At 37.3% G+C, this 21,747-nt stretch carries 26 protein-coding genes; 17 read left to right on the top strand and 9 right to left on the bottom strand.

Annotated elements, in window-relative coordinates; all coding sequences use genetic code 11:
- The first annotated feature begins 178 nt into the window (after window positions 1-178).
- The 4 genes from MT390_RS15225 to ggt are packed head-to-tail and all read left to right on the top strand — an operon-like array spanning window position 179 to window position 4,210.
- Complete coding sequence (locus MT390_RS15225) at window positions 179-706, top strand: LPS-assembly lipoprotein LptE (RefSeq protein ID WP_299660779.1); 528 nt, start codon at window positions 179-181, stop codon at window positions 704-706.
- A gap of 5 nt (window positions 707-711) precedes the next feature.
- Entirely contained in the window at window positions 712-1,710 is a 999-nt protein-coding gene (holA, locus tag MT390_RS15220) for a DNA polymerase III subunit delta (protein ID WP_499442014.1), read from the top strand.
- Window positions 1,711-1,734: 24 nt separating this feature from the next.
- Window positions 1,735-2,382 (top strand): nicotinate-nucleotide adenylyltransferase, encoded by a 648-nt coding sequence (gene nadD / locus MT390_RS15215; RefSeq protein ID WP_499442013.1) that lies wholly within the window; start codon window positions 1,735-1,737, stop codon window positions 2,380-2,382.
- Between the two features lie 34 nt (window positions 2,383-2,416).
- Window positions 2,417-4,210 (top strand): gamma-glutamyltransferase, encoded by a 1,794-nt coding sequence (gene ggt / locus MT390_RS15210; protein WP_499442012.1) that lies wholly within the window; start codon window positions 2,417-2,419, stop codon window positions 4,208-4,210.
- Window positions 4,211-4,222: 12 nt separating this feature from the next.
- On the opposite strand, the gene MT390_RS15205 is transcribed toward ggt, so the two are convergent.
- Together MT390_RS15205 and MT390_RS15200 are read right to left on the bottom strand one after the other, a co-directional pair.
- A complete protein-coding gene (locus MT390_RS15205) occupies window positions 4,223-5,209 on the bottom strand; it encodes a lipid A deacylase LpxR family protein (protein WP_499442011.1) in 987 nt (328 codons plus the stop codon).
- A gap of 106 nt (window positions 5,210-5,315) precedes the next feature.
- Entirely contained in the window at window positions 5,316-6,011 is a 696-nt protein-coding gene (locus tag MT390_RS15200; RefSeq protein ID WP_166372665.1) for a PilZ domain-containing protein, read from the bottom strand.
- Window positions 6,012-6,394: 383 nt separating this feature from the next.
- Here MT390_RS15200 and MT390_RS15195 point away from each other — a divergent pair, with 383 nt between their 5' ends.
- Window positions 6,395-6,706, top strand: coding sequence for a hypothetical protein (locus MT390_RS15195; protein WP_166372664.1), 312 nt, complete (start codon window positions 6,395-6,397; stop codon window positions 6,704-6,706).
- 386 nt (window positions 6,707-7,092) lie between these two features.
- Here MT390_RS15195 and MT390_RS15190 read toward each other — a convergent pair whose 3' ends face one another.
- The 4 genes from MT390_RS15190 to MT390_RS15175 all read right to left on the bottom strand — a co-directional run bounded on the left by MT390_RS15190 (window position 7,093) and on the right by MT390_RS15175 (window position 9,356).
- Window positions 7,093-7,515, bottom strand: coding sequence for a GNAT family N-acetyltransferase (locus MT390_RS15190; RefSeq protein ID WP_499442010.1), 423 nt, complete (start codon window positions 7,513-7,515; stop codon window positions 7,093-7,095).
- Between the two features lie 127 nt (window positions 7,516-7,642).
- A complete protein-coding gene (locus MT390_RS15185) occupies window positions 7,643-7,966 on the bottom strand; it encodes a putative signal transducing protein (protein WP_499442009.1) in 324 nt (107 codons plus the stop codon).
- A 184-nt stretch (window positions 7,967-8,150) separates the two neighbouring features.
- Entirely contained in the window at window positions 8,151-8,627 is a 477-nt protein-coding gene (locus MT390_RS15180) for an acyl-CoA thioesterase (RefSeq protein WP_166372661.1), read from the bottom strand.
- 321 nt (window positions 8,628-8,948) lie between these two features.
- Entirely contained in the window at window positions 8,949-9,356 is a 408-nt protein-coding gene (locus tag MT390_RS15175; RefSeq protein WP_499442008.1) for a MerR family transcriptional regulator, read from the bottom strand.
- 109 nt (window positions 9,357-9,465) lie between these two features.
- Between MT390_RS15175 and MT390_RS15170 the strand changes: the two genes are divergently transcribed.
- The 5 genes from MT390_RS15170 (at window position 9,466) to MT390_RS15150 (ending at window position 14,101) form a co-directional block, all read left to right on the top strand.
- Window positions 9,466-10,101, top strand: a complete 636-nt coding sequence (locus MT390_RS15170) for a cation efflux transmembrane domain-containing protein (protein WP_166372660.1) — start codon at window positions 9,466-9,468, stop codon at window positions 10,099-10,101.
- Window positions 10,102-10,279: 178 nt separating this feature from the next.
- Window positions 10,280-10,912, top strand: coding sequence for a glutathione S-transferase (locus MT390_RS15165; protein WP_499442007.1), 633 nt, complete (start codon window positions 10,280-10,282; stop codon window positions 10,910-10,912).
- Window positions 10,913-11,152: 240 nt separating this feature from the next.
- The gene (locus tag MT390_RS15160) at window positions 11,153-11,680 is read left to right on the top strand and encodes a cytochrome b (RefSeq protein WP_499442006.1); all 528 of its coding nucleotides are present in this window, start codon (window positions 11,153-11,155) and stop codon (window positions 11,678-11,680) included.
- Between the two features lie 49 nt (window positions 11,681-11,729).
- On the top strand, window positions 11,730-12,293 hold the full coding sequence (locus MT390_RS15155) for a YceI family protein (RefSeq protein ID WP_499442005.1): 564 nt from the start codon (window positions 11,730-11,732) through the stop codon (window positions 12,291-12,293).
- A gap of 374 nt (window positions 12,294-12,667) precedes the next feature.
- Window positions 12,668-14,101: an anti-phage deoxyguanosine triphosphatase gene (locus MT390_RS15150; protein ID WP_299660828.1), complete on the top strand. Its 1,434-nt coding sequence runs from the start codon at window positions 12,668-12,670 to the stop codon at window positions 14,099-14,101.
- A gap of 207 nt (window positions 14,102-14,308) precedes the next feature.
- On the opposite strand, the gene MT390_RS15145 is transcribed toward MT390_RS15150, so the two are convergent.
- Complete coding sequence (locus MT390_RS15145; RefSeq protein WP_499442052.1) at window positions 14,309-15,262, bottom strand: GlxA family transcriptional regulator; 954 nt, start codon at window positions 15,260-15,262, stop codon at window positions 14,309-14,311.
- 99 nt (window positions 15,263-15,361) lie between these two features.
- Here MT390_RS15145 and MT390_RS15140 point away from each other — a divergent pair, with 99 nt between their 5' ends.
- From MT390_RS15140 to MT390_RS15120, 5 genes are all read left to right on the top strand, one after another.
- Complete coding sequence (locus MT390_RS15140; protein WP_499442004.1) at window positions 15,362-15,922, top strand: HD domain-containing protein; 561 nt, start codon at window positions 15,362-15,364, stop codon at window positions 15,920-15,922.
- Between the two features lie 402 nt (window positions 15,923-16,324).
- Window positions 16,325-17,341, top strand: a complete 1,017-nt coding sequence (locus MT390_RS15135; protein WP_499442002.1) for an IS110 family RNA-guided transposase — start codon at window positions 16,325-16,327, stop codon at window positions 17,339-17,341.
- Between the two features lie 419 nt (window positions 17,342-17,760).
- Window positions 17,761-17,961: a transposase gene (locus MT390_RS15130; RefSeq protein ID WP_499442000.1), complete on the top strand. Its 201-nt coding sequence runs from the start codon at window positions 17,761-17,763 to the stop codon at window positions 17,959-17,961.
- 31 nt (window positions 17,962-17,992) lie between these two features.
- A complete protein-coding gene (locus MT390_RS15125; RefSeq protein WP_499441998.1) occupies window positions 17,993-18,241 on the top strand; it encodes a hypothetical protein in 249 nt (82 codons plus the stop codon).
- A gap of 358 nt (window positions 18,242-18,599) precedes the next feature.
- A complete protein-coding gene (locus MT390_RS15120) occupies window positions 18,600-18,776 on the top strand; it encodes a hypothetical protein (RefSeq protein ID WP_166372648.1) in 177 nt (58 codons plus the stop codon).
- A 170-nt stretch (window positions 18,777-18,946) separates the two neighbouring features.
- Here the strand turns inward: MT390_RS15120 and MT390_RS15115 are convergent, their stop codons facing one another.
- Window positions 18,947-20,446, bottom strand: a complete 1,500-nt coding sequence (locus MT390_RS15115; protein ID WP_499441997.1) for an FAD-dependent oxidoreductase — start codon at window positions 20,444-20,446, stop codon at window positions 18,947-18,949.
- A 172-nt stretch (window positions 20,447-20,618) separates the two neighbouring features.
- On the opposite strand from MT390_RS15115, the gene MT390_RS15110 reads away from it, so the two are divergent.
- Window positions 20,619-20,822 (top strand): transposase, encoded by a 204-nt coding sequence (locus tag MT390_RS15110; protein WP_205963096.1) that lies wholly within the window; start codon window positions 20,619-20,621, stop codon window positions 20,820-20,822.
- A 349-nt stretch (window positions 20,823-21,171) separates the two neighbouring features.
- Window positions 21,172-21,309: a hypothetical protein gene (locus MT390_RS15105; RefSeq protein WP_240923673.1), complete on the top strand. Its 138-nt coding sequence runs from the start codon at window positions 21,172-21,174 to the stop codon at window positions 21,307-21,309.
- Window positions 21,310-21,332: 23 nt separating this feature from the next.
- On the opposite strand, the gene MT390_RS15100 is transcribed toward MT390_RS15105, so the two are convergent.
- Window positions 21,333-21,747 (bottom strand): LysR substrate-binding domain-containing protein (locus tag MT390_RS15100; RefSeq protein ID WP_499441995.1); only part of this gene is annotated, 415 nt, incomplete at its 5' end.

The raw sequence follows: 21,747 nt of genomic DNA, 5'->3' as shown, positions 1-21,747 counted from the left end.
AGTAAGTAGAATTAATGAGTAATTAACGTTAATAAGTAATACTTTAATAGCGAGCATTACTCGTTTATTTTAACAAACCTCTCACTTTATTTAATTAGATTGAGGGGTTTGTTCTTAAATAGAATAGCAAACGTCGTTTGTTCTCTAACCTCAATTAAATGCTATCAAAAGGCTGTTTATGCACTCATTTAACCTTCAAGCTTTGTATCGTCATAGATTGTTTTTAACAACCTTAGTCATGACTCTTTTACTCAGTGGTTGCGGATTCCACCTTAAGCACAACAATGGTTTAGTTGAAAAATTTCCAGAAATTTACTTACAAACTAATAATCCAAAGGGTGAATTAGCTCGCTTAGTGAGATTGCGATTACGTGGTGCAAACATTAAAATTTTAACTGAATCATCACCAAGTTCTGCAATATTACACCTTAAGTCAGAACGTCAAAGTGAACGTACCATCTCTTTATATGCAAATGCTCAGAATGCAGAAAAAGAAATTGGTTATGTCATGACGTACTCTTTGAAGTTGCCTAATTATACTCCACGTGATTTTAACGTTAATTTGTATCGAGATTTTCTAGACGATTCAACACAAGCCTTAGCTAAATCTAGAGAAGCGGAATTGTTGACCAAAGAGCTACGCGCAGTGGCAGCAGATCATGTTATTTCGACTATGTTAAGCATGCAAGATCCATCGGCTGAGTAATTTCAATGCGCATTTATCCAGAGCAATTAAGCAGCCATATTCAAAAAAAACTGCCCAGCTGTTGTTTAATCTTCGGCGATGAACCTTTATTGTCCATTGAAGCTTTTGAACAAATTCAATCTCATGCCAAAAATCAAGGCTTTCTAGAACGTTTTAGTTATAGTTTGGATGGCAGCTTTGATAAAGACCAAATATTTAGCCAGTTTAATACCCTATCTTTGTTCTCTGAAAAGCAAATTATTGAACTCACCCTGTCTAAAACAACAAAAGAAAATACTGACTTTATTCGCGAAATAACCCCGCTATTAAATACAGATATTCTATTGGTGTTAAAAGGCCCTAAGCTGAATAGTCAGCAACTAAAAAGTGTATGGTTTAATAAATTAGAGCAACAAGGTTTATTTATTTCAACCAATGCCCTATTACCACAGCGCTTTCCACAATGGTTATTTCAGCGCCTTAAATTTGTTGGCTTAACTGCTAATTCGGAAGTCATCGATTTTCTAGTGTTACATTTTGAAGGTAATTTATTAGCCGCCAAACAAGAAATAGAAAAACTCTCTATTTTATTTCCTAAGCAACATTTACACCTTGCGCAAGTGGAACAAAGTATTACTACCCATAATCACTTTAGTTTATTTCAGTGGGTGGATAGCCTCTTGGCTGGTGATAAAGCACGTAATGCACGTATCATTAAACAATTGCATGCTGAAGGCACTGAATTATTGTTACTCAGTGCAACGATAAGCAGTGAAATACAAAAACTACTTTCCTATGCTTATCAACTCAAAAAACAGCCACTAACGACTTTATTGGCGCAACAAAAGCCAAAACTGTGGCCTGCGAAACAAACCTTACTCACGAATGCTTTAACCCGACTAAACACCAAGCAATTAGAAAAAATGCTTATTCAATGTGCGCAGTTAGAGGTCTCGGTTAAGGTTGAAAATAAATCTGATACTTGGTTACAGTTAGATGCAATCTGTTATCAATTTTTAAAATAAAGCCATCCCTAAGGACACCTTGCGATGAACAAAAGCAACCAAACAGCAATAGGTTTTTTAGGCGGTACCTTTGATCCCATTCACTTTGGACACCTACGCCCTGCACTCGAAATTCAGCAAGCTTTAAATTTACAAGCTTTGTACTTAATGCCTAATTATATTGCTCCTCATAAATCTAAAAGCTTGGCAAGTGCGCAACAACGTATTGATATGGTGCAATTAGCGATTCAAGATACACCCACTTTGCAACTCACAACACAAGAACTTTTACGACCTTCTCGCAGTTATACGATCGACACCTTAAAACTGCTAAGACAACAGTATCCCGAGACTCCTTTGTGCTTTATTATGGGAATGGATTCACTGATTCAATTTGATTCTTGGTATCGATATCAAGAAATATTGAGCTATTGTCATATAGTTGTCAGCCATCGACCCGGCTGGGAGCCACAATTTAATAGTGTTGTCAGTGAATTATTAAGAAAACATCAAATAAGTGACCCTGCCCAATTACATCAGTTTTTGTCGGGTCATATTTATTTTCAAAGTACAACACAGTTGGCTATATCGTCATCTGAAATACGCGATTTACTCGCAACAAATAAAAGTATTAACTTTTTAACTCCACAACCTGTATGCGCTTATATAAAAGAACAACGATGTTATAAATAACCTATCGCACCACTGCCAAATAAGGAACAACATTATGTTAGCTCTGATTAAAAAGACAGTAAGCAAGCCCCTCAACAATATCGTCATATCCTGTTTGTTATTATCCGTAAGCCAAAGTGTATTTGCAGTCACCTCAGTGGTGACTGAAACACCAATCATTACGCCTCCTGCTTCGCACCCCGCTATTTATAGCCAAATGTCTATTCATCACCCAGTGTGGGCAAGAAGTGGCATGGTCGCAACACAAGAGGCATTAGCCACTCAAGTAGGTCTCGATATTTTAAAGCAAGGCGGTAATGCAGTAGATGCAGCCGTTGCAGTGGGTTATGCACTAGCAGTCACCTTGCCAAGAGCAGGTAACCTAGGCGGTGGTGGTTTTATGTTGGTCTACCTTGCAGATAAAAAACAAGTGATCGCCATTGATTATCGAGAAAAAGCCCCTGCTAGCGCATCACGTGATATGTATCTTGATGCAGAAGGTGAAGTGGTACCTGACCTTTCTAAATTTCATGGTCTAGCGATTGGTACTCCGGGCACAGTGATGGGCTTAGAGCATGCCCGTAAAACTTACGGAAGCTTATCTCGTGAACAACTGATGGCACCTTCGATTAAGCTAGCTGCACAAGGCATCGAGGTAACTGCAGACTTAGCTAACTCGCTGACAGCAATGCAACAGCGTCTTAGTCAATGGCCAAACACGCGTAACATCTTTTATAAAAAAGATGGCTCAAATTATCAAGCGGGTGATCTACTCAAACAAACTGATTTAGCAAAAACATTAACTTTAATCAGTGAACAAGGTGAAAAAGGGTTTTATCAGGGTCCTGTTGCAAAAGCGATTGCTAACAGTATTAAAGAAGCTGACGGTGTGGTCAATGAAGAAGATCTAGCCAATTATAACATAGTAGAGCGTGAAGCCATTAAAGGCACTTACCGTGGTTATCAAGTTTTCTCTATGCCACCACCTTCTTCAGGCGGCGTACATATTGTACAGATTCTTAATATGCTTGAAAATTACGATATCACCGCAATGGGACACAATAGTGCGCAACATATACATACATTAGTCGAAAGTATGCGCCGTGCTTATGCAGACCGGAGTTTACACTTAGGTGATAGTGATTTTGTAAAAGTACCAGTAAAAACATTAATCAGTAAAAAATATGCAAAACAGTTAGTTGCGGCTATTAACCCAGATCAAGCAACATTAAGCAAAGATGTACAACCTGATGCTAACTTACCCTATGAAAGTGACCAAACAACACATTTTAGTATTGTCGATAAATGGGGCAATGCAGTAACTAATACTTATACGTTAAATTATAGTTACGGGTCGGGTATTGTTGCAGAGGGAACAGGTGTTTTATTAAATAATGAAATGGATGATTTTTCAGCTAAACCCGGCCATGCTAATGGTTATGGTTTAATTGGTGGAGAAGCAAATGCGATTGCACCAGGTAAGCGCCCACTTAGCTCAATGAGTCCAACGGTTATTTTAAAAGATAACGCGTTATTTATGGTGACAGGTACACCCGGCGGTTCTCGTATTATTACCACCACATTGCAAGTTATCTCTAACGTTATCGATTATGGTATGAATGTCGCAGAGGCAACCTCAGCAACACGTATTCACCATCAATGGTTACCCGATTATATTCGTATTGAATCAGGTTTAAATGCCGATACAATCAAACTATTAGAAGCGAAAGGACATAAACTAAAACTTCAATCTACCATGGGTAGTACACAAAGTATCATGAAAAAAGACACCGGATTATTTGGTGCTTCCGATCCCCGTACCCCTTCTTCATTAAGTATGGGTTATTAGTTTATTAGTTTATTAAAAGTGATAGGCCGCTGAAAGTGTGCCAAAACGACTATCTTCCGACTGATCTTTATATTGGTCGGAAGAATAGGTCAGACTATACATCAAGTTCCAGTGAGAAATATTAAACACCGCCCCCACCGTTGCTGCAGTTTGCCAATGAATTAAATCCACATGATGACTACTGTTAAAAGTATTACCATCGATAAAGATGTCATTTAATACATAAGACCCTGATAAATTAGCAAATATATACCAACCAGCTGCATTAGGCGTTTGCCCTTTTAATTGCTGTATCGGAAAAGGCGTGCTCGAAGCAAAGCTCGATTGTAATTGCTGTCCCCAGCGAACCCCAACCCCAACACTTGCATCGGATAATAAGTTCCCCGCTCCTGCACTAAGGCCAGAAATAAAATCAATCTCAGAACTTTCAAAGTCAATGCTAGCATTACGCCATAAGCGCTTTAGTTGTAACCTTACAACAGCTTCATTATCTATTTGATTATCCCAGCCCATGGGCTGATTGGCACTGAGTTGTTCATGGACGGACTTCTGTACCACTTTGGCACCTGCCGCAGGACCTACAATGCCAATTGTTAAACTGAGATCATCGATAGTAGATTGATTATAAGCAAGTATATTGACTTCCCAAGCTAGAAGACCAACATAGGGAGCATCTTTTTCAATGAGTGTGGTTTGTTTAATATCGACAGGTGTTTGAATAAATTGACCTAGATTGTAATGAATTGCGTATTGTCTATTTGTTAGGGAGCTTAAATATGTTCTATCCGTTAAATATGCGATCCAATTAGGCAAGCTATCATTGTCTAGGGCATCGATATCATAATAACCCCAGTTCACCATCAATCCATTGCTATAGCCTCCATCGTCATCAAAAAAGATGTCATTTTCAAAACTAGCGCCAAAATAATCAAGTTCCTCGCTTGAAGCAATAACCGGCATCGTGAATAGACTGATGATAAATACAATAAAATAGTTCATAAACTTCCCTGTATTAAAATAATGAGTAACTTCAACTTGAGGATTTTTAATTTAAGCTATATTAGCATCGCGATACAGCTTCAAATAATGATTGAGAGAACTAATGCTATTTTTGTAAATGGTGTAAAAGTAATTTTTGAATGCTTACTTTGGTCTCTTTTTCTGGGGTCATAAAAGCAAGTCCATACTGTGTATGGCCATTGGCAATTGATGTTTGAATATTTTTTAAAGCCACAGATAGCTGAACACTTTTATCTGCACTACTGTTAGCGCTTTCATCTTCAATGGAGATCGAAAGACGGTATAAGTTATGTAAGTCTAATGCTTCTTTTTGACGAGTAATAAAAGCACAACCTTGAATAGAAATATCACTTAAAAGACCAGTAACAAGGACTGAGTTAGCATCACTATCTAGTAAAGAAGCTTCTATTTTTACAGCGACTCTAAGATGTTGGCGTAATTCGGCAGATTCAATAGCTTTAGGGTAGTCTAAAACTAACCAACGCCCTGCAATGGTCATTATTTTTTGTATTGAAGAGCGGAATGCAATCACACTGGCTTGTTGATCTTCATTATTCATGAAGCGCACAATAACGTCTTTTGATTCTTTAATATGAGGCGCGGCTTTTTCCCAGGTAGCATCGTTACCAAATGCCAAAATAACTGACATATTAGGATCAACACCAATTAAACGTGTTTTTAAACGTATCGGTTTAGTGGCGGTAATAATTTGTAAATGTACAAGCTCACCACAATTCACTTGGTTTAAGCGAACAAACTCCCGATTATCTATTTCAGCCACTAGCATCCCTTCATTTTTGTTGTTACTGCTTCATCAATTAATTTATTCAATCACTTATCATCATTACTGAACAAATTAACCTTGTTCTACAAAAGAGATTCAAGGTGAAAGTGATGTTTCAGTAAGAGATAGTCGTTAATTATGCCTAAAAAACCCATTTGCGCATAATAGTTCCTTGAATAATAGAGGCTTAAATACGATATAAATCATAAATAAGTACGTTAAAGCAATATTAACTATTAGCTACCTTACACAAACATCGATTTCCCTCCTTTTAGACTTGGTTAAATGGCATGGCCATGATCAGCAATTAGTTATCACGCCTATGATCAGTTATGATCGACCTTAATGACCAATATTCAAGACCAGCAGAGAGATACAAAATGACTCAACCTATTGTTACAAAAAAACAGCTGATTGATACCCTGACCCTATGGGAACAAAGCAAAATTGATAATGAACAACTTCAAGACTGGATGGTGACACACTTTGATCCACCAGAAACCTTGATTGGTGAAGATGAAGCAGAGCTAGTACAGGAAGCAATGCATATCATTATGAATGAGTATGAATTAGCGAAGCTTGATAAATTTAAACCAGAGGGATATAACTTTGCGATGCAATTTTTACAATGCACAGAGGAAAATTTTGTGCAATTAAGAAAGCAGTTCATCCACCAAGGTTTTAGTGACTAACTTCTATAAGATTTAGCTATTCCTTTATTATATCAACTTGCAATTTCAGACCAGCTGCAAGTTGATAACTTCGTATACTTTGATCTACAGATAATTTGTTCAATAGTTTCATTGAGCACTGAAGTCAAATATTCAACTTATTTAAATCGATTTTGCATTATAAAGTTAATATTAGAGAGTAAGTAATAGGCAAATTAAAGCTGGAATATATAAAGTTTGGAACTTATATAAGTGAAATAGGTAAGCCCTCTATTACCCGCTAACTAATAACTTATAAACTTATAACCTACCAACCAATTACCCACTAAGCATTAAAACCAGCGATAATTAAGCTTAATTGCACCTGATATGTGCGTTAACATTTATAAGCGACGGGAAAAAATACTTTAAAGATCAATGTGCATTTTATAATAGGGTACGGTTTTTTTATAGAATACATCACCACTTTGGGTACAACCAAAACGCTGATAAAATGGTAATGCAGAGGCTCTTGCGTCAAACCATAAATAGTTTATATCCACCATTTTTAATGATTCAATCAGGTGATTTAACATTAATGAACCGATCCCCCTTCCTTGATAAGATTCAAGCGTTGCAAACTTCCTCAATCTCGCTCTATTTTTTTCAAGGTAAAGTGAAGCTACACAAATTATCTGCTCATTTAATATCACGCCAAAATGTAATGCTTCTGCATCACCTTCTACCTGACAGAATTCAGGCGATTCGTTAGGCCATAGCACCTGATGTCGAACAGGGATTGTTTGTTGCCAGCTTAGCTTGATAACTTGAGGATTGAATATATTTGCCATCTTAATTTTTCGAAATAGTTATTTGTGGATAAGTTACTTAAAGACTAGTTACTAGCGGAGTCATTACTTTCAAAGCCGATACTTTATAAAATAATCACTTGTAAAATAGTTACTTGTAAAATGAAACTTACTGATCATTTACGTTAGTGGCTTTATCACATTGACAACGCCAACAAATATCAAAAGAAGATGCATTGGTTTCATTACAATTTTTACAAACCCAATCGGCTCCTGATTTTTCAGACTGTGCTTCATTGGCAATAGCTTCTGCTTGTTCAAAATCAGCATCATCAAACACCCAAACTTCAGGCCAACAATCGAATGCGGCAGTCTCACCTAAGGCACCCTGTGCAAATTCATTTTTGATAAATACTTGGATCGATTGAGCTTCAATTAAGTTTTTTACGTTATTAACAATAAAGTGGTTTTCATTACTGAATACTAATTTCATTTTTTATACTCATCATTTTATAGTTCAGATTACCAACCATATTTATTGAATCTAGGCTCATTTATCGATGATTAAACAGGCAGTGATTATTAATCTTTGTATAACCAAAGCTTCCAATAAGTAATCAGCCAACTAAATTTAACCTAATAATTTTAATTGGCTCACTAATTTTCAAAGCAATTAATTAATCAACAAATATTTCCATTTCTTCACCAATTTGCTTACGCATATCCATTAGTTTCATGGCGGTATCATGCTGCTTAATATCAGCTTCTGTTTCTGGTATCCATTGTGGTACTTGCTCTGATTGACCATTCTGATCAACAGCAACCATGATCACAATACAATGTGTAGTTGTTCGTTTGTTGAGAGACTTTGGATCACAAGCATTCACTTCTAAGGCAATGTGCATCGATGACTTACCGGTATAAATTACCTTTGCAAGTACTTCTACCAAGCTGCCAACATGAATTGGTGCAACGAAACGAATACCACCCGCGTATGCTGTAACACAATAACGACCACTCCACCCTGCCGCACAGGCATAAGCTGCTAAATCGATCCATTTCATAACAGCACCACCGTGAACTTTGCCTCCAAAGTTAACATCTTGTGTTTCAGCTAAAAATCGAAGGGTAATATCGCGTTGCGGTTTTTTCATAGGTATTCTCTAAATAGGGTAAGTTAAATGAGTTTATAGTCTAGATGAATTTATCGTCTAAATAACCTGTTAGCAAATAATTAATTATGCTATTCATCAATAATTAGTAATATGACTCGCTTATAAGAGAAGATTATTAGTAGAATCGGCATTGATTCTTAAATTGATGAATAAAGTACTAAGACATAGTTACTTCATATAGTCGATTTAGCCCCCTTCTTATTCATCAAATTTGTAACTTCACATATTATTTCCACGATAAAAAATTACTCACCACTTTTGTTGATTACAAGATTAAGTTAATCACTTATTATTTAAATCTCAGTTTTTCTCAGGCACATCGTTTAAACGTTTCAAAACTAAACAATCTTCAGCATCTTCACCTGCACAATTATCAATCATGGTTAATAACTCTTCCTCTAACGCCTTTAACTGCTCAATTCTTTTTCTCACATCAGTTAAGTGATGTTGCGCGACTTGATGTGCTTGGTGAGGGTCATGACGTTTACAGTCTTGCAAATGGATCAATTGTTTAATTTCGTCGAGACTAAAACCTAATGCACGGCTGTGGCGAATAAAATGTAATCGTTGGCATTGTGAACTTGTATATTGCCGTTGATTACCAGCACTGCGCATTGCTTTATCTAACAACCCAATCTCTTCGTAATAACGAATGGTGGGTATTTTACATTGTGTTTTTTTACTTAATTGTCCAATCGTATAAATCATTAGATGCCTATATATTTTAAAATAACTAAATAAAATGCTTGAACCTCTAGTTACTAGAGCTTATATATTAAATTCATAAAATCATTTTACAATCTAAAAGGGTTATTTTATGGCAGGATGTTGCAATCATAAGGCAGATTTTACAGGTATGGATCCCGCTTATAAACGAATATTAGTGGCTGTGATCCTTATTAACGCAATCATGTTTTTTGTGGAAATGTTTGCGGGAGTAAAATCAAACTCTCAAGCACTACAGGCTGATGCCTTGGATTTTCTAGGTGATACGCTAACCTACGGTATTAGCTTATGGGTGATCGGCAAATCATTATCTTTACGTAGTCGTGTTGCATGGTTAAAAGGCGTTAGCTTATTAGCCATGGCAATATGGGTTTTATCATCCACATTGTATAAATTTTGGTTCATAGAAACCCCCGATGCAAGCATTATGGGCAGCATCGCTATTCTCGCTTTTATCGCGAATGTGGTCAGTGTTTTATTACTCATGAAATATAAAGATGGAGATGCCAATATACGCTCTGTTTGGTTATGCAGCCGTAACGATGCAATTGGTAATTTAGTAGTATTAGTGGCTGCCTCCGGTGTATGGGTCACAGAAAGTGCGCTACCAGACTTAATCGTTGCTGCATTTTTAGCGACTTTATTTTTAAGTTCAGCAAAGCAAATCATTCAACAAGCTAATAGCGAGAAAAAACAACAGGCGGATGCCAAGCATCATCAACATTAACCACTTCTAAAATAAGAAATGTACCAACTTTTCTCATTCACTATTGAGCAGTTTTAGCTGAATGAGAAAATATATACCCAAATTAATGAATAACTTACCCCCACTTCAGAAATATTTAACATGCACTTATGATCGTAATTTGCCACAATCAATTATCACTTTTTTGAAGAGAGCACTTATGATCCCTATTTTATATTCATTTCGTCGCTGCCCTTATGCCATGCGCGCAAGGTTAGCTATTGCGGTTAGTGAGCAAAAGGTACAATTAAGAGAAATCGTATTAAAACATAAGCCACCAGCTCTACTGGCTATTTCTCCAAATAAAACAATTCCTGTGTTACAGATTGATCAAAATCAGGTGTTGATTGAAAGTTTGGAGATAATGGTCTGGGCACTCTCTAAGCATGATCCTGAACGTTGGTTAACGGATCAATTACCGCAGATGCTAACTTTAATCGATAGCAACGATTATGAATTTAAACCATGGTTAGATAAATATAAATATGCCGATAGACATCCAGAACAAAGTGAAGCTTATTATCGTGAGCAAGCTGAAGATTTTATAATGGAGTTAGAGCTACGATTAAATCGTCAACCTTACCTTTTTGCCGAACATATCACGCTTGCCGATATGGCTATTTTTCCTTTTATTAGACAATTTGCCAGCGTCGATAAAACTTGGTTTGAACAAAGTCCGTATCCTCAAGTCAAACAATGGTTAGCAGGTTTAATGGGTAGCGATTTATTTAATGCTTGCATGAAAAAATACCCGACGTGGTTAGATTCAGGTAAAGCAGTTGAATTTCCTTAACCATTATTTGACTTAATTTGAACGCTTAAATATCACAAATTTTATGTCGTGAACAAAACACCACACAGTTTAAAAATAACTTATTGTTTTATTTATGAAATTTATAAGTCCACAATCCGTTCTTTAGTAATAAGAAAAGTAAACGTTTAGTGGTGATAGTATTTTTCTTAACCTTTTTTAACCTTTTTTAACCCAAGGTTAACTACTCTCAATGATTGATTTTATGGACAAGGTTTTAAAATGAGCAACTCACTCGCAACATATAATAAACTAGCCAAGCTATTACATTGGTTTTCAGCCATTATGGTCATTGGATTATTTGCAGCAGGTTACTGGATGGTAGACCTTAGCTATTATAGTGAATGGTATCAAAAGGCACCGCATTGGCATAAATCATTTGGTTTATGCTTTGTGGTGATCACCTTAGGACGATTGATATGGAAGTTAATATCGAATGCACCTAAAATTGAAGGTTCAGCTTTTGAAAAAAAAGCCGCAACCTACGCACATTATTTGGTATACATATTGTTATTCACCATGTTTTTATCTGGCTATTTAATATCAACAGCAGATGGGCGTGGTATCGCCGTCTTTAATTGGTTCGAAGTGCCTGGATTAGGCTCATTTATTGAAAACCAAGAAGATCTTGCAGGGCAAGTCCATGAATATGCAGCTTATATATTAATTGGTTTATCAGGCTTACATGCTCTTGCTGCTTTGAAACACCATTTCATTGATAAAGATAATACACTGAAAAAAATGCTTTAGTTATTTCAAACCCAGTTCTACGTTAAATTTACTCAACAAGGAAAACACCATGAAAAAAGTACTCATCGCGTCAGCTTTAAGCGCAGCAATGGCTTTACCAATGAGCGCAATCGCAGCAGATTATAAAGTAGATACAACCCATGCTTTCGTTAACTTTAAAGTTAGTCATTTAGGTTACAGCTTTATTCAAGGACGCTTTAATAAATTTGAAGGACAGTTCAGCTACGATGACAAAAATGTAGCTGCGTCTAAAGTCTCTATTAACCTTGATACAACTAGCTTAGATACAAACCATGCAGAGCGTGATAAGCATCTTAAAAGTGATGACTACATTAACGCGGGTAAATTCTCTACGGCAAAATTTGTTAGTACAAGCGTTGCTGAAACAGCTGATGGCGGTTTAACAATTACTGGAGATATGACTTTCCATGGAGTGACTAAACCGGTTGTTGTTGATGCTAAAGTGATCGGGCAAGGCGACGACCCATGGGGCAATTACCGTACGGGTTTAGAAGGAACAACACGCTTAGAATTAGCTGATTTTGGTATGAATGTAAAAGGTGCATCAACTTACGTTGATTTGGATATCGTTTTAGAAGGTATTCGTCAGTAATATAACAATAGATTCAAATCTTAATAAGTTAATAAAAAGAGCAGCAGAAAGCTTTCTGTTGCTCTTTTTATATATTATTTTTTAATAACCACTTTCTACATCTAAAAAATATATTGACTGTTTATTAGCGACATCTGTTATCCAGATAAATGCTTAGCTACTTTCAGCTTTCCCGCTGTCCTTACTCAATGGTATTGAACGATATAATTTGACTATATTATTTGACTATATAATTTGACTATAAAATTTGACCTTGATCCTTTCTAGCGCCTTTATATTTTCTGTTACAACCACTTGTTACAATAACTTAGTGGTATTTTTCAGCATAAAAACACGTTACACTTTTTGTGTACTTAGCAAACAACGGTGGAAATATGAGTTTAGAAAAAAATACCGCTATAGATAAAAATACTATTTCAAATAAAGTTGATGCTAACAGTCATCAGTTAACTTCACCGCTTTGCGTTTCTGAGCAATGGCTTGAACGTTTAATTGAAGAACCCAATAAAAAAAGACGTTTAGACCAACGCACTCCCTTTCAACGAGATAAAGCGCGCGTGCTACATTCTGCTGCTTTTCGTCGTTTACAATCTAAAACCCAAATTCATAATAATGGTCTCAGTGATTTTTATCGAACTCGCTTAACACACTCCTTAGAAGTCGCACAAATAGGCACTGGTATTGTTGCTAATTTAAAAATTATTCAACCACAGTTTGAAGATATTTTACCCGGCAATAACTTAATCGAAACTATCTGCTTAAGCCATGATATTGGGCACCCACCATTCGGTCATGGCGGAGAAACCGCACTTAATTATATGATGATTAAACACGGTGGATTTGAAGGTAACGGTCAAACCTTTAGAATATTAACTCAACTTGAACAATACACAGAGCATAACGGCATGAATTTGACGCGTCGTAGTTTGTTAGGTTTGTTAAAGTATCCCGTTTGCTTGAGTGAAATTAGCAACTCCTATCCAGTGGATAATAGCCGTAACTTTCGCCAATTAAAAACCGAAGAATGGATGCCAGCTAAAGGTATTTATGACCACGATAAAGCACTATTAGAGTCTGTTCTTGCACCTTTATGCAGTAGTGATCGACTTTTATTTGGTAGTAAAAGAACACCTGTTAATGATTCAAAACAGCACCATAAATCTAAGTACAAATCATTAGATTGTTCAATAATGGAAATTGCAGATGATATTGCCTATGGCGTACATGACCTTGAAGATGCAATTGCAATGGGCATTATTAATAAACCATTATGGCAAGAAAAGGTACTCAACCAGTTATCCTCCATCGAAGATTTTTGTTTGCGCGATAACCTGCAAGAGATCACTGAGAATCTATTTTCATTGCAACACTTTAAACGTAAAGATGCGATTGGTGCTTTAGTTAATGCCTTGATCACATCAATCAGTATTCAGCGTGTTAATAAACAATTTATCGAGCCCTTATTAGCCTACAACGCCTACTTAGATCCAGCGATGTTTAAAGCATTAGAGATACTAAAAGGCTTTGTTTTAAACTATGTGATTAAAAGTCCAGATTTACAAATATTAGAATATCGTGGTCAGCAAATTGTGATGGAACTATTTGAAGCATTTAAGGCAGGACCGTTACGCTTTTTACCGGAACGAGCAAAACAACTATGGAAAGCTCAAAATGGTGATACATCACGTGAACAACGAGTTATCGCAGATTATATATCTAGCTTAACGGATAACCATGCGCTGCGTTTACATGCCAGCTTGTTTAGTAGCAATCAAACCGCTCCAATGATTGGCGAACATGCTTTTTAATCGAGAAGAATCGTTTTCGCCCCGAAACGACACAGGAGGCTAACGCGAAAACGCCCCTATTGCGAGTTACAGAATTGAAATCAGTAGTCAATATTATCTAGTCTCAACAGCCAGGAAAGCAAACAAAAAACCACTTTCTCATCACCGGTGTTTTTCAAGACATTTAAAATGAAAATTTTTATAAAACAATCACTAACAATAGGTTGTTCACTCATTATTTTTGCTTCTAAACAAATTTCGCCAAGCATTAGGTGTTGTATCAAATCGCTGTTTAAAGTGTTTACGAAATATTTGTTCAGAACTAAACCCTGCTTGTTCTGATATATGAGTAATAGACAAGGCTGTTGACTCAAGTAACTCCTGACTACGATTTAGTCGCAAATTATTCAACCATAGTTTGAAACTGATCCCTTGGTTAGCTTTAAAGTAACGACTAAAGCTTCGAATACTCATTGCACAATATGAAGCCACCCATTCTATTGAGTAATCATCAGTTAAGTTTGTCTGGATGTATTCTATTAATTTAACTAAGCGCTCATCACTCGCTCGTTCAATGGCTGGGTGTTCAATGTATTGGTTTTGACCACCATCCCTTTCAGGTGATGAAACCATCATCCTAGCTATGTGATTTGATTTTTTTATACCGTAAAAATATTTAACGATATATAAACAACAGTCTATCGCAGCGGCACTGCCAGCAGAGGTAATAATATTGTCCTGCACTATAAATAATGGGTTACTTTCAAATTGAACTTGAGGAAACTTTAATGGAAAATCTTCGCTCATTTTCCAGTGAGTTGTTGCACGCTTTTTAGTTAATAGACCTGAATAACCAAGCGCATAAGCCCCCAAACATAAACCGACTACCATTTTATTATTTCTAGAGAGGTTTGTTATGAGATTAATAAGTCTTGTACTAGGTCGAATTTCAGGCTCCCAACTGGGAAAGATAACTATATCAGCATGTTGAATAATGGAAAAATCCTCTTCAACAATGAAACTAAGACCATTAGCGAAACTTAATTGCCCTTTCTGTTCTGCACATATTTTTACGTCAAATAATTTTTCACTATTTAGTGCCGCATCGTTGAAAATAGCCGTAGGGACAGATAAGTGAAACATGCTAATTCTATTGAAAACCACTATCACCACGTTGATCATATAGACTGGCCTAAAAGTAATGTTATGTGTCATTTTGACCATTATAGCCTTAACTAAAAGACTTTAAACTTACTTCATTGAATTAATAGAGGTGTAACAATGAACGTTGTAATGAGCTATTCGCTGGCAGATGAGATTTTAGAAACGTATAAACCTGTCATAAAAAATGACTTTAATGGCTATCGTAACCATGTGACCCGAATGCTAAATTTTTGCCATTATTTAATGCCAGATATAACAATGGAAGATAGTAAAAAAATACAAATTGCGGCGGCCTTTCATGATATTGCATTATGGACGCATAACAGGGTTGACTATTTAGTCCCATCATATCAAGACTGTCATCAATATCTTGAACATGAAGGCTTAGAGGATTGGAAGGAAGAGATTCAAATTATCATTGATATGCACCATTTACTCTTTACTTATAAAGGGCCGTATGAAAAGTTAGCTGAAGTATTTAGAAAAGCCGATTTAATTGATTTCTCATTGGGTCTCGTTAAAAATCATATCGACAAGGCTTTTATCAAGCAAGTACGAAATGCAATACCCAATGCAGGGTTTCATAAGACATTAATGCGATTTACCGTGGTTCAACTTAGTCGTAACCCGCTCAATCCAGTGCCCATGATGCGCTTTAAAAATATCTATAAAAAATAATATTCGAGCAAAAGTTTGTGTTTCAAAACCCAATGGACGGTCGCTCAAAGTGGATGCGAGGCTCACTGAGTAGCAAGTCCCTCCCCTTTGTGCAAAAGCGATCATCTTAGGGAAGCTTATTTATGACAGCAATGTGATCATAACAGACGTTTATAGTGGCTTATTAATTTTAACCACTAATACAAAGAATATTAGTTTATTTTTTAAGGTATTTGTGCCCCTTTGCGAGTTATGAAGCTAAAGCACTATCGCCCCCATTGCGACTTATATCAGAACCTAATTACTAAAGAATGCAAAATGAAAGACTTGCAAAATGAAAGACTTGATAATCATATAGTAAGTTCCTACCATCATTTCAAGCCTAAAATGTATGTATACGCATAACTAAATGAGGGCTTTAACATGAAACTATATGGCGGTATTGACTTACATTCAAATAACAGCGTTTTTTCAATTAAAGATCAAACTGGTGATGTGATGGCGAGACGTAAATTACCTAATGACTTAACTCAAATATTTCATTTTCTTGAGCCCTATAAAAAGCAATTAACCGGCTTAGTTGTGGAGTCTACCTTCAATTGGTATTGGCTAGTTGATGCCCTAAACGAAGCTAAATTCGAAGTGCATCTCGCTAATACAGCAGCTATCCAACAATATTCTGGCTTGAAATATGCGGATGATAACAGTGATGCTGACTGGCTTGCTGAAATGCTACGGTTAGGCGTATTACCTGAAGGTTATATTTATCCAAAAGAACAACGAACAGTCAGAGATTTAATGCGTAAACGTATGCAACTGGTTCAACAAGCCACTCAGAATCTCTTGTCTATTCAAGGTTTATACATGCGTCATTTGAGTTATAAAATGAGCAATAATAAGATAAAACAGTTAACGCCAGAAGAGATAACGACTCACTTCTCATCTACAAATACAGCACAAGCAACTATTTGTAATCTGACGGTTATGAAGTGTCTTAAAGAGCAAATCAAACTCTTAGAAAAGGTTGTATTAACACAAGTGAAACTCACCGCGGATTTTCAACAACTGACCAGTATTGATGGGATAGGTAATATTCTTGCACTTACAATTATGTTAGAAACGGGTGATATACAACGCTTTAATAAAGTAGGAAATTATGCATCATATTGCCGTTGTATCGGTGGTGCTCGTTATAGTAATGGTAAAAAGAAAGGGAAAACCAATTCCAAAAATGGCAATAAATACTTAGCCTGGGCTTTTGTAGAAGCGGCCAATTTTGCCATTCGTTATAACAAAACCGTTAAAAGTTACTATCAACGAAAATTAGCTAAAACAAATCAAACCGTTGCGATCAAAACGGTAGCACATAAATTAGCCAGAGCTTGTTTTTATGTTTTGCGAGACAAAGTTCCGTTTAATGCAGAAAAAGCTTTTTGTTAAGAATTTGGCATCGTTCATGAGTTACACGTGGGGTTGGTAAAACCATTAGACTTGATTGAGCCTTGAACGATACCATCTTATTTATTGTAAAAAGATATGCCCAACATTAAAGCCACAACGGGTTGGACGGCTTGAATAGAGCCGAACCATAGACTTGTTAAATTGCAGAAAAACCTGCAAAGAATTGGATTAACGTTGGCACTAAATAATTACTGAGGCTTTTAAAGCCAAGAGCCGTAGCCATACAACATTGCATGACTACACCGCTTTAATTCAGATGGGTGACTGGTGCATATTGACACCAACATTGTGATTTTTAGGCGTGTATTAATAAACAATAAATAAACTGTTCATGGTCGACTTAATACTTGGTTAAAAAACCAAGGAAACTTGCATACCAGCTTGACCGGAACTAACTAATGGGTGACCCCATTGTGCATTACAAAATGAAAGACCTGACCCCATTGTGCATTAATTACACATACAAACTTACCGGAACACTTTGGGAAGGTCGTTTCAAGTCTTGCTTAGTGCAAACCGAAGAATATTTAATCCAACTATATCGTTATATTGTACTCAACCCTGTGAGAGCCAATATGGTTAATGACCCTGCCGAATAGGTATGGTCAAGCTATCAAATCAACGCCCTAGGTGAAACCTCTCAGCTTTGTACTCCACATCAGGTTTACTTCAATAAGTAACGACTCTCAAGCAAGGCAATCATCTTACCGAGCCCTATTTCAACATCAATTAGATGCAAAAATGATTAACGATATTCGTCAAGCAACCAATAAAGGCATGGTAATCGGCAGCGACACATTTAAAGACCAAATAGAAAAACTAACAGGTAACAGTATGCATCCAAAGAAGATGGGACGCCCTTTTAAGGTAATAGAATAAAGTTTACTCTGACCCTACTTATTTACACTCCTCACCAATAAAACCTAACATACCCGAGAAAAACCTAAGTGATTTTTAACAAGTAATGAAACCATTTGCATCTTATTTTTGGCGTAACATCATGCGTTGCGTGGAAGTATATATTCAATTATTTCAAATATTAAAAAACTAAAATTGCACTTATTATGCGAATCTAGGAAGTAATTGGTTACACGAAATAATAAAAAATAAACTGAGATACTATAATACAGAAATAACTATTTTTCTCGTTCCCATGGTCTCCGTGGAAATTTTTTGCCGATTCATTAATTGAATATACTCTCATTCTCATGGTCTCCGCTGTCTCTTATGCACAATTATGAATCAACCAAGATCGAGTCCTTTTCTTCGTGCCCTCAGTGAAGCGAAGCGTCTTCGCGATGAGTTTGGTATTTTTTTTGAGAAACGAGAATCAATGGGGTCGTGTCTTGCCTTTTGCTACTTACGCTCTCTATTGGGAGAAAGCGAGCGTAAATATGGTGATCTCAATAAATAAATAATGCAAAATTTCTAAGTAGCAATGTTCTCCTCTCCGCCTTACAAAGCTAACTCACTAACGCCCCCCCCGTAGCTAGTTTTATTTCATGCCAACAACACAAGAAAATAAGCAACATTGTCACTTTTATTGGTAAAGACTATGCTTATTTAATGATCTATTGATAGCAATTATTTCGGTTTACCGTCATGTTGCTCTTTATTCTTTTTCATTTTTCCTTTTCTCTTTAGGCACCGTCCTCTCGGTTCGTCGCCCTCATGGAGCACGACTTCTGAATGCAGAAACTGTGCAGCCTCTGCAGAACCCTTAACTTTAATAGCACTGCGCTCTAACATTTCTGCTTCAAACCCAGTCAATACACTTTCCCTCACGCCTGCTTTTCGCCATTTCGATAAGGGTCTACACCCTTTTTTGATCCCCCTAGCCAGTGCCAGCGCATCCAGCAAAGCTTGATTTGCACCCTGCCCTTTGAATGGACTCATCGGGTGAGCCGCATCTCCGATCAAGGTCACCTTATCCCCTTTCGCCAATAAGTCAGCCTCGATTGGTGCTCGATCATAAACGGGATAACCAGAAATCTGATTTACCCGCGTCGCTGTTAAAATCTGGGGAATAGGATCGTGCCACTGACATCGCCGACATGCTTCTTCCTTGAGTGCTTGAGTTCCTTGAGCACTCAACGCCTTAGCCTCTTTTTCTGACAGTGGGAAGCTCAGCTGCCACATCACCGAGTTTGATGTATAAGGCATCATATAGATCCGCTCATTACCATTGGCTGTTTGGAATACCGTGGCCGAATCCAGCAAAGCACTATCAATACCTTCTCCCGCACCTTCAATATCAGCCAAAGGACAAATCCCTAAAATCACAATACAACCTAAGTAACATAATGGGGAAACCTCCTCACCAATCAACAACCTGCGCACCGAACTACGAATGCCATCCGCCCCCACAACAAGATCCGCATTGGCGAGCTTCATCTGCCCATTTACTTGAAAGCTCAAATCCACACCTTCGTCTTGACGTTCTGTAAAATCCACCAAATGGTGCCCCCACTGCACCGCATCATCTCCACCTAACTGCTCAAGCAGAGCCAAGCGCAACGACTGCCTGGCTATATGCACATTGGTACGCTTCGGTGAAGTTTTCTCATCTGACAGCCCCAACTTTCTTTTCCCCCATTCACCGACCACTTTGCCTTCTATCGTATGAACCACATGTCGAGTTGAAATGACTCCCTCTTCTAACGATAAAATTCCCAATCCATCGATCGCTCTAGCCGCTTGTTGCAGCGTGAGCCCATAGCCCTGAGAACGAGTATCGAAGGCGCTATCACGTTCATAAAGAGTAAAAGGAATTCTACGGTGCAAACAAGCTACGGCAAGAGCCACCCCGCCCATTCCCGCGCCAATAATGGCAAGGTGTGGGTAGTTTTCTTTATCAGCTAAAGGAAGAGTCGCAGAATGAATCAACCCTGATCCTTTACAGTTCACGCATGTATCGCGGTGACTCTTAGGACGAACGGGTGCTGCCCCTTGGCTGTTGGTTTTTTCAAATTGCGCTAACTCGCTCTGGTAGCGGAGTCTCACTTTCTTGCGCAGCCCCTTACTTTTTGTGCCACATCCCTGACATTCAGGACAAATAGTCCAGTTATCATCTTCATTTCTCATCAATTCTACCCACTATTTATTTAATTCCCTTCAATAAGAAAAATATCAGCCGATACGACTGACGTTGAGGCTAGCTGTTAATTTAAGTCAGTTGTAATAAATGGGGTCAGAGTAAACTTAAATTTATCAGCTATACTCTCTAGTTCAAGTCATTTTAACAGGGAAGTTGCACATGCCAAGATCCCAAAGAATTTGCCCAATCGGTATTCCTCAACACGTTATTCAACGAGGTAATAATCGCCACCTTTGTTTCACGTCTGAACAAGACTTTAAAGCATATGCTAGATGGCTAAAAGAGCATTCACGTAAATTTAATGTTGAAATTCACGCGTGGGTATTGATGACAAATCATGTTCATTTGCTTTTTACTCCTTAAAAAAGCCAATGCTGTTAGCCTTATGATGCAATCACTTGGTAGACAATATGTCAGATATTTTAATTACACATACAAACGTACCAGAACACTTTGGGAACGTCGTTTCAAATCTTGTTTAGTGCAAACCGAAGAATACTTAATCCAACTATATCGTTATATTGAACTCAACCCTGTGAGAGCGATATGGTTAATGCCCCTGCCGAATACGTATGGTCAAGCTATCAAATCAACGCCCTAGGTAAAACCTCTCAGCTTTGTACTCCACATCAGGTTTACTTCAATAAGCAACGACTCTCAAGCAAGGCAATCATCTTACCGAGCCCTATTTCAACATCAATTAGATGCAAAAATGATTAACGATATTCGTCAAGCAACCAATAAAGGCATGGTAATCGGCAGCGACACATTTAAAGACCAAATAGAAAAACTAACGGGTAACATCATGCATCCAAAGAAAATGGGACGCCCTTTTAAGATAATAAAATAAAGTTTACTCTGACCCCATTTATTTTATGGCTCAACTTGAAGCATAGATATCACCCAACGTTGCAACGCATCTTCACTGTAGCGCGGATGCCAAGCAGCGATAACATCGAATTTATCGGGAGACTCTTCAAGTTTTATTTCAATTAAATCCAATCCTTTAATTGCACGCGAGGGCAAAAAAGCAATAGAGTCCGTTGTTTCAAGGTACATTGGCACTATTGAAAAACAAGGTGCAGAAACCACTACATTTCTTTTAAAACCAAATGTTTTGAACCAATCATCAATAGAGCCTTTAAAGTTAGGCCTTGAAGGAGATGCGATAATGCTTGGATATTGAGCAACCTCAGCTAACGAGGGCTGACTTTGTAAAATAGAAGCGCCCGGTGAAGCGACACAAACATGGTGTTCTTCAAATAATTTTAAAATGGGATAACTATCT

It is taken from the genome of Vibrio sp. 2-Bac 85 (assembly GCF_037546705.1).
Classification (GTDB): Bacteria; Pseudomonadota; Gammaproteobacteria; order Enterobacterales; family Psychromonadaceae; genus Psychromonas.
This window is presented reverse-complemented; position numbering and strand designations above follow the sequence as displayed.

Excerpts from the sequence above, each read along its gene's own strand:
- holA (WP_499442014.1), top strand. The coding sequence starts at position 712 with ATGCGCATTTATCCAGAGCAATTAAGCAGCCATATTCAAAAAAAACTG.
- MT390_RS15130 (WP_499442000.1), top strand. The coding sequence starts at position 17,761 with ATGGGTGACCCCATTGTGCATTACAAAATGAAAGACCTGACCCCATTG.
- MT390_RS15180 (WP_166372661.1), bottom strand. The coding sequence starts at position 8,627 with ATGAAAAAACCGCAACGCGATATTACCCTTCGATTTTTAGCTGAAACA.
- MT390_RS15145 (WP_499442052.1), bottom strand. The coding sequence starts at position 15,262 with ATGATCAACGTGGTGATAGTGGTTTTCAATAGAATTAGCATGTTTCAC.
- ggt (WP_499442012.1), top strand. The coding sequence starts at position 2,417 with ATGTTAGCTCTGATTAAAAAGACAGTAAGCAAGCCCCTCAACAATATC.
- MT390_RS15150 (WP_299660828.1), top strand. The coding sequence starts at position 12,668 with ATGAGTTTAGAAAAAAATACCGCTATAGATAAAAATACTATTTCAAAT.
- MT390_RS15195 (WP_166372664.1), top strand. The coding sequence starts at position 6,395 with ATGACTCAACCTATTGTTACAAAAAAACAGCTGATTGATACCCTGACC.
- MT390_RS15175 (WP_499442008.1), bottom strand. The coding sequence starts at position 9,356 with ATGATTTATACGATTGGACAATTAAGTAAAAAAACACAATGTAAAATA.
- MT390_RS15170 (WP_166372660.1), top strand. The coding sequence starts at position 9,466 with ATGGCAGGATGTTGCAATCATAAGGCAGATTTTACAGGTATGGATCCC.
- MT390_RS15160 (WP_499442006.1), top strand. The coding sequence starts at position 11,153 with ATGAGCAACTCACTCGCAACATATAATAAACTAGCCAAGCTATTACAT.
- MT390_RS15105 (WP_240923673.1), top strand. The coding sequence starts at position 21,172 with ATGATTAACGATATTCGTCAAGCAACCAATAAAGGCATGGTAATCGGC.
- MT390_RS15120 (WP_166372648.1), top strand. The coding sequence starts at position 18,600 with ATGAATCAACCAAGATCGAGTCCTTTTCTTCGTGCCCTCAGTGAAGCG.
- MT390_RS15115 (WP_499441997.1), bottom strand. The coding sequence starts at position 20,446 with ATGAGAAATGAAGATGATAACTGGACTATTTGTCCTGAATGTCAGGGA.
- MT390_RS15205 (WP_499442011.1), bottom strand. The coding sequence starts at position 5,209 with ATGAACTATTTTATTGTATTTATCATCAGTCTATTCACGATGCCGGTT.
- MT390_RS15225 (WP_299660779.1), top strand. The coding sequence starts at position 179 with ATGCACTCATTTAACCTTCAAGCTTTGTATCGTCATAGATTGTTTTTA.
- MT390_RS15110 (WP_205963096.1), top strand. The coding sequence starts at position 20,619 with ATGCCAAGATCCCAAAGAATTTGCCCAATCGGTATTCCTCAACACGTT.
- nadD (WP_499442013.1), top strand. The coding sequence starts at position 1,735 with ATGAACAAAAGCAACCAAACAGCAATAGGTTTTTTAGGCGGTACCTTT.
- MT390_RS15190 (WP_499442010.1), bottom strand. The coding sequence starts at position 7,515 with ATGGCAAATATATTCAATCCTCAAGTTATCAAGCTAAGCTGGCAACAA.
- MT390_RS15165 (WP_499442007.1), top strand. The coding sequence starts at position 10,280 with ATGATCCCTATTTTATATTCATTTCGTCGCTGCCCTTATGCCATGCGC.
- MT390_RS15155 (WP_499442005.1), top strand. The coding sequence starts at position 11,730 with ATGAAAAAAGTACTCATCGCGTCAGCTTTAAGCGCAGCAATGGCTTTA.
- MT390_RS15140 (WP_499442004.1), top strand. The coding sequence starts at position 15,362 with ATGAACGTTGTAATGAGCTATTCGCTGGCAGATGAGATTTTAGAAACG.
- MT390_RS15135 (WP_499442002.1), top strand. The coding sequence starts at position 16,325 with ATGAAACTATATGGCGGTATTGACTTACATTCAAATAACAGCGTTTTT.
- MT390_RS15185 (WP_499442009.1), bottom strand. The coding sequence starts at position 7,966 with ATGAAATTAGTATTCAGTAATGAAAACCACTTTATTGTTAATAACGTA.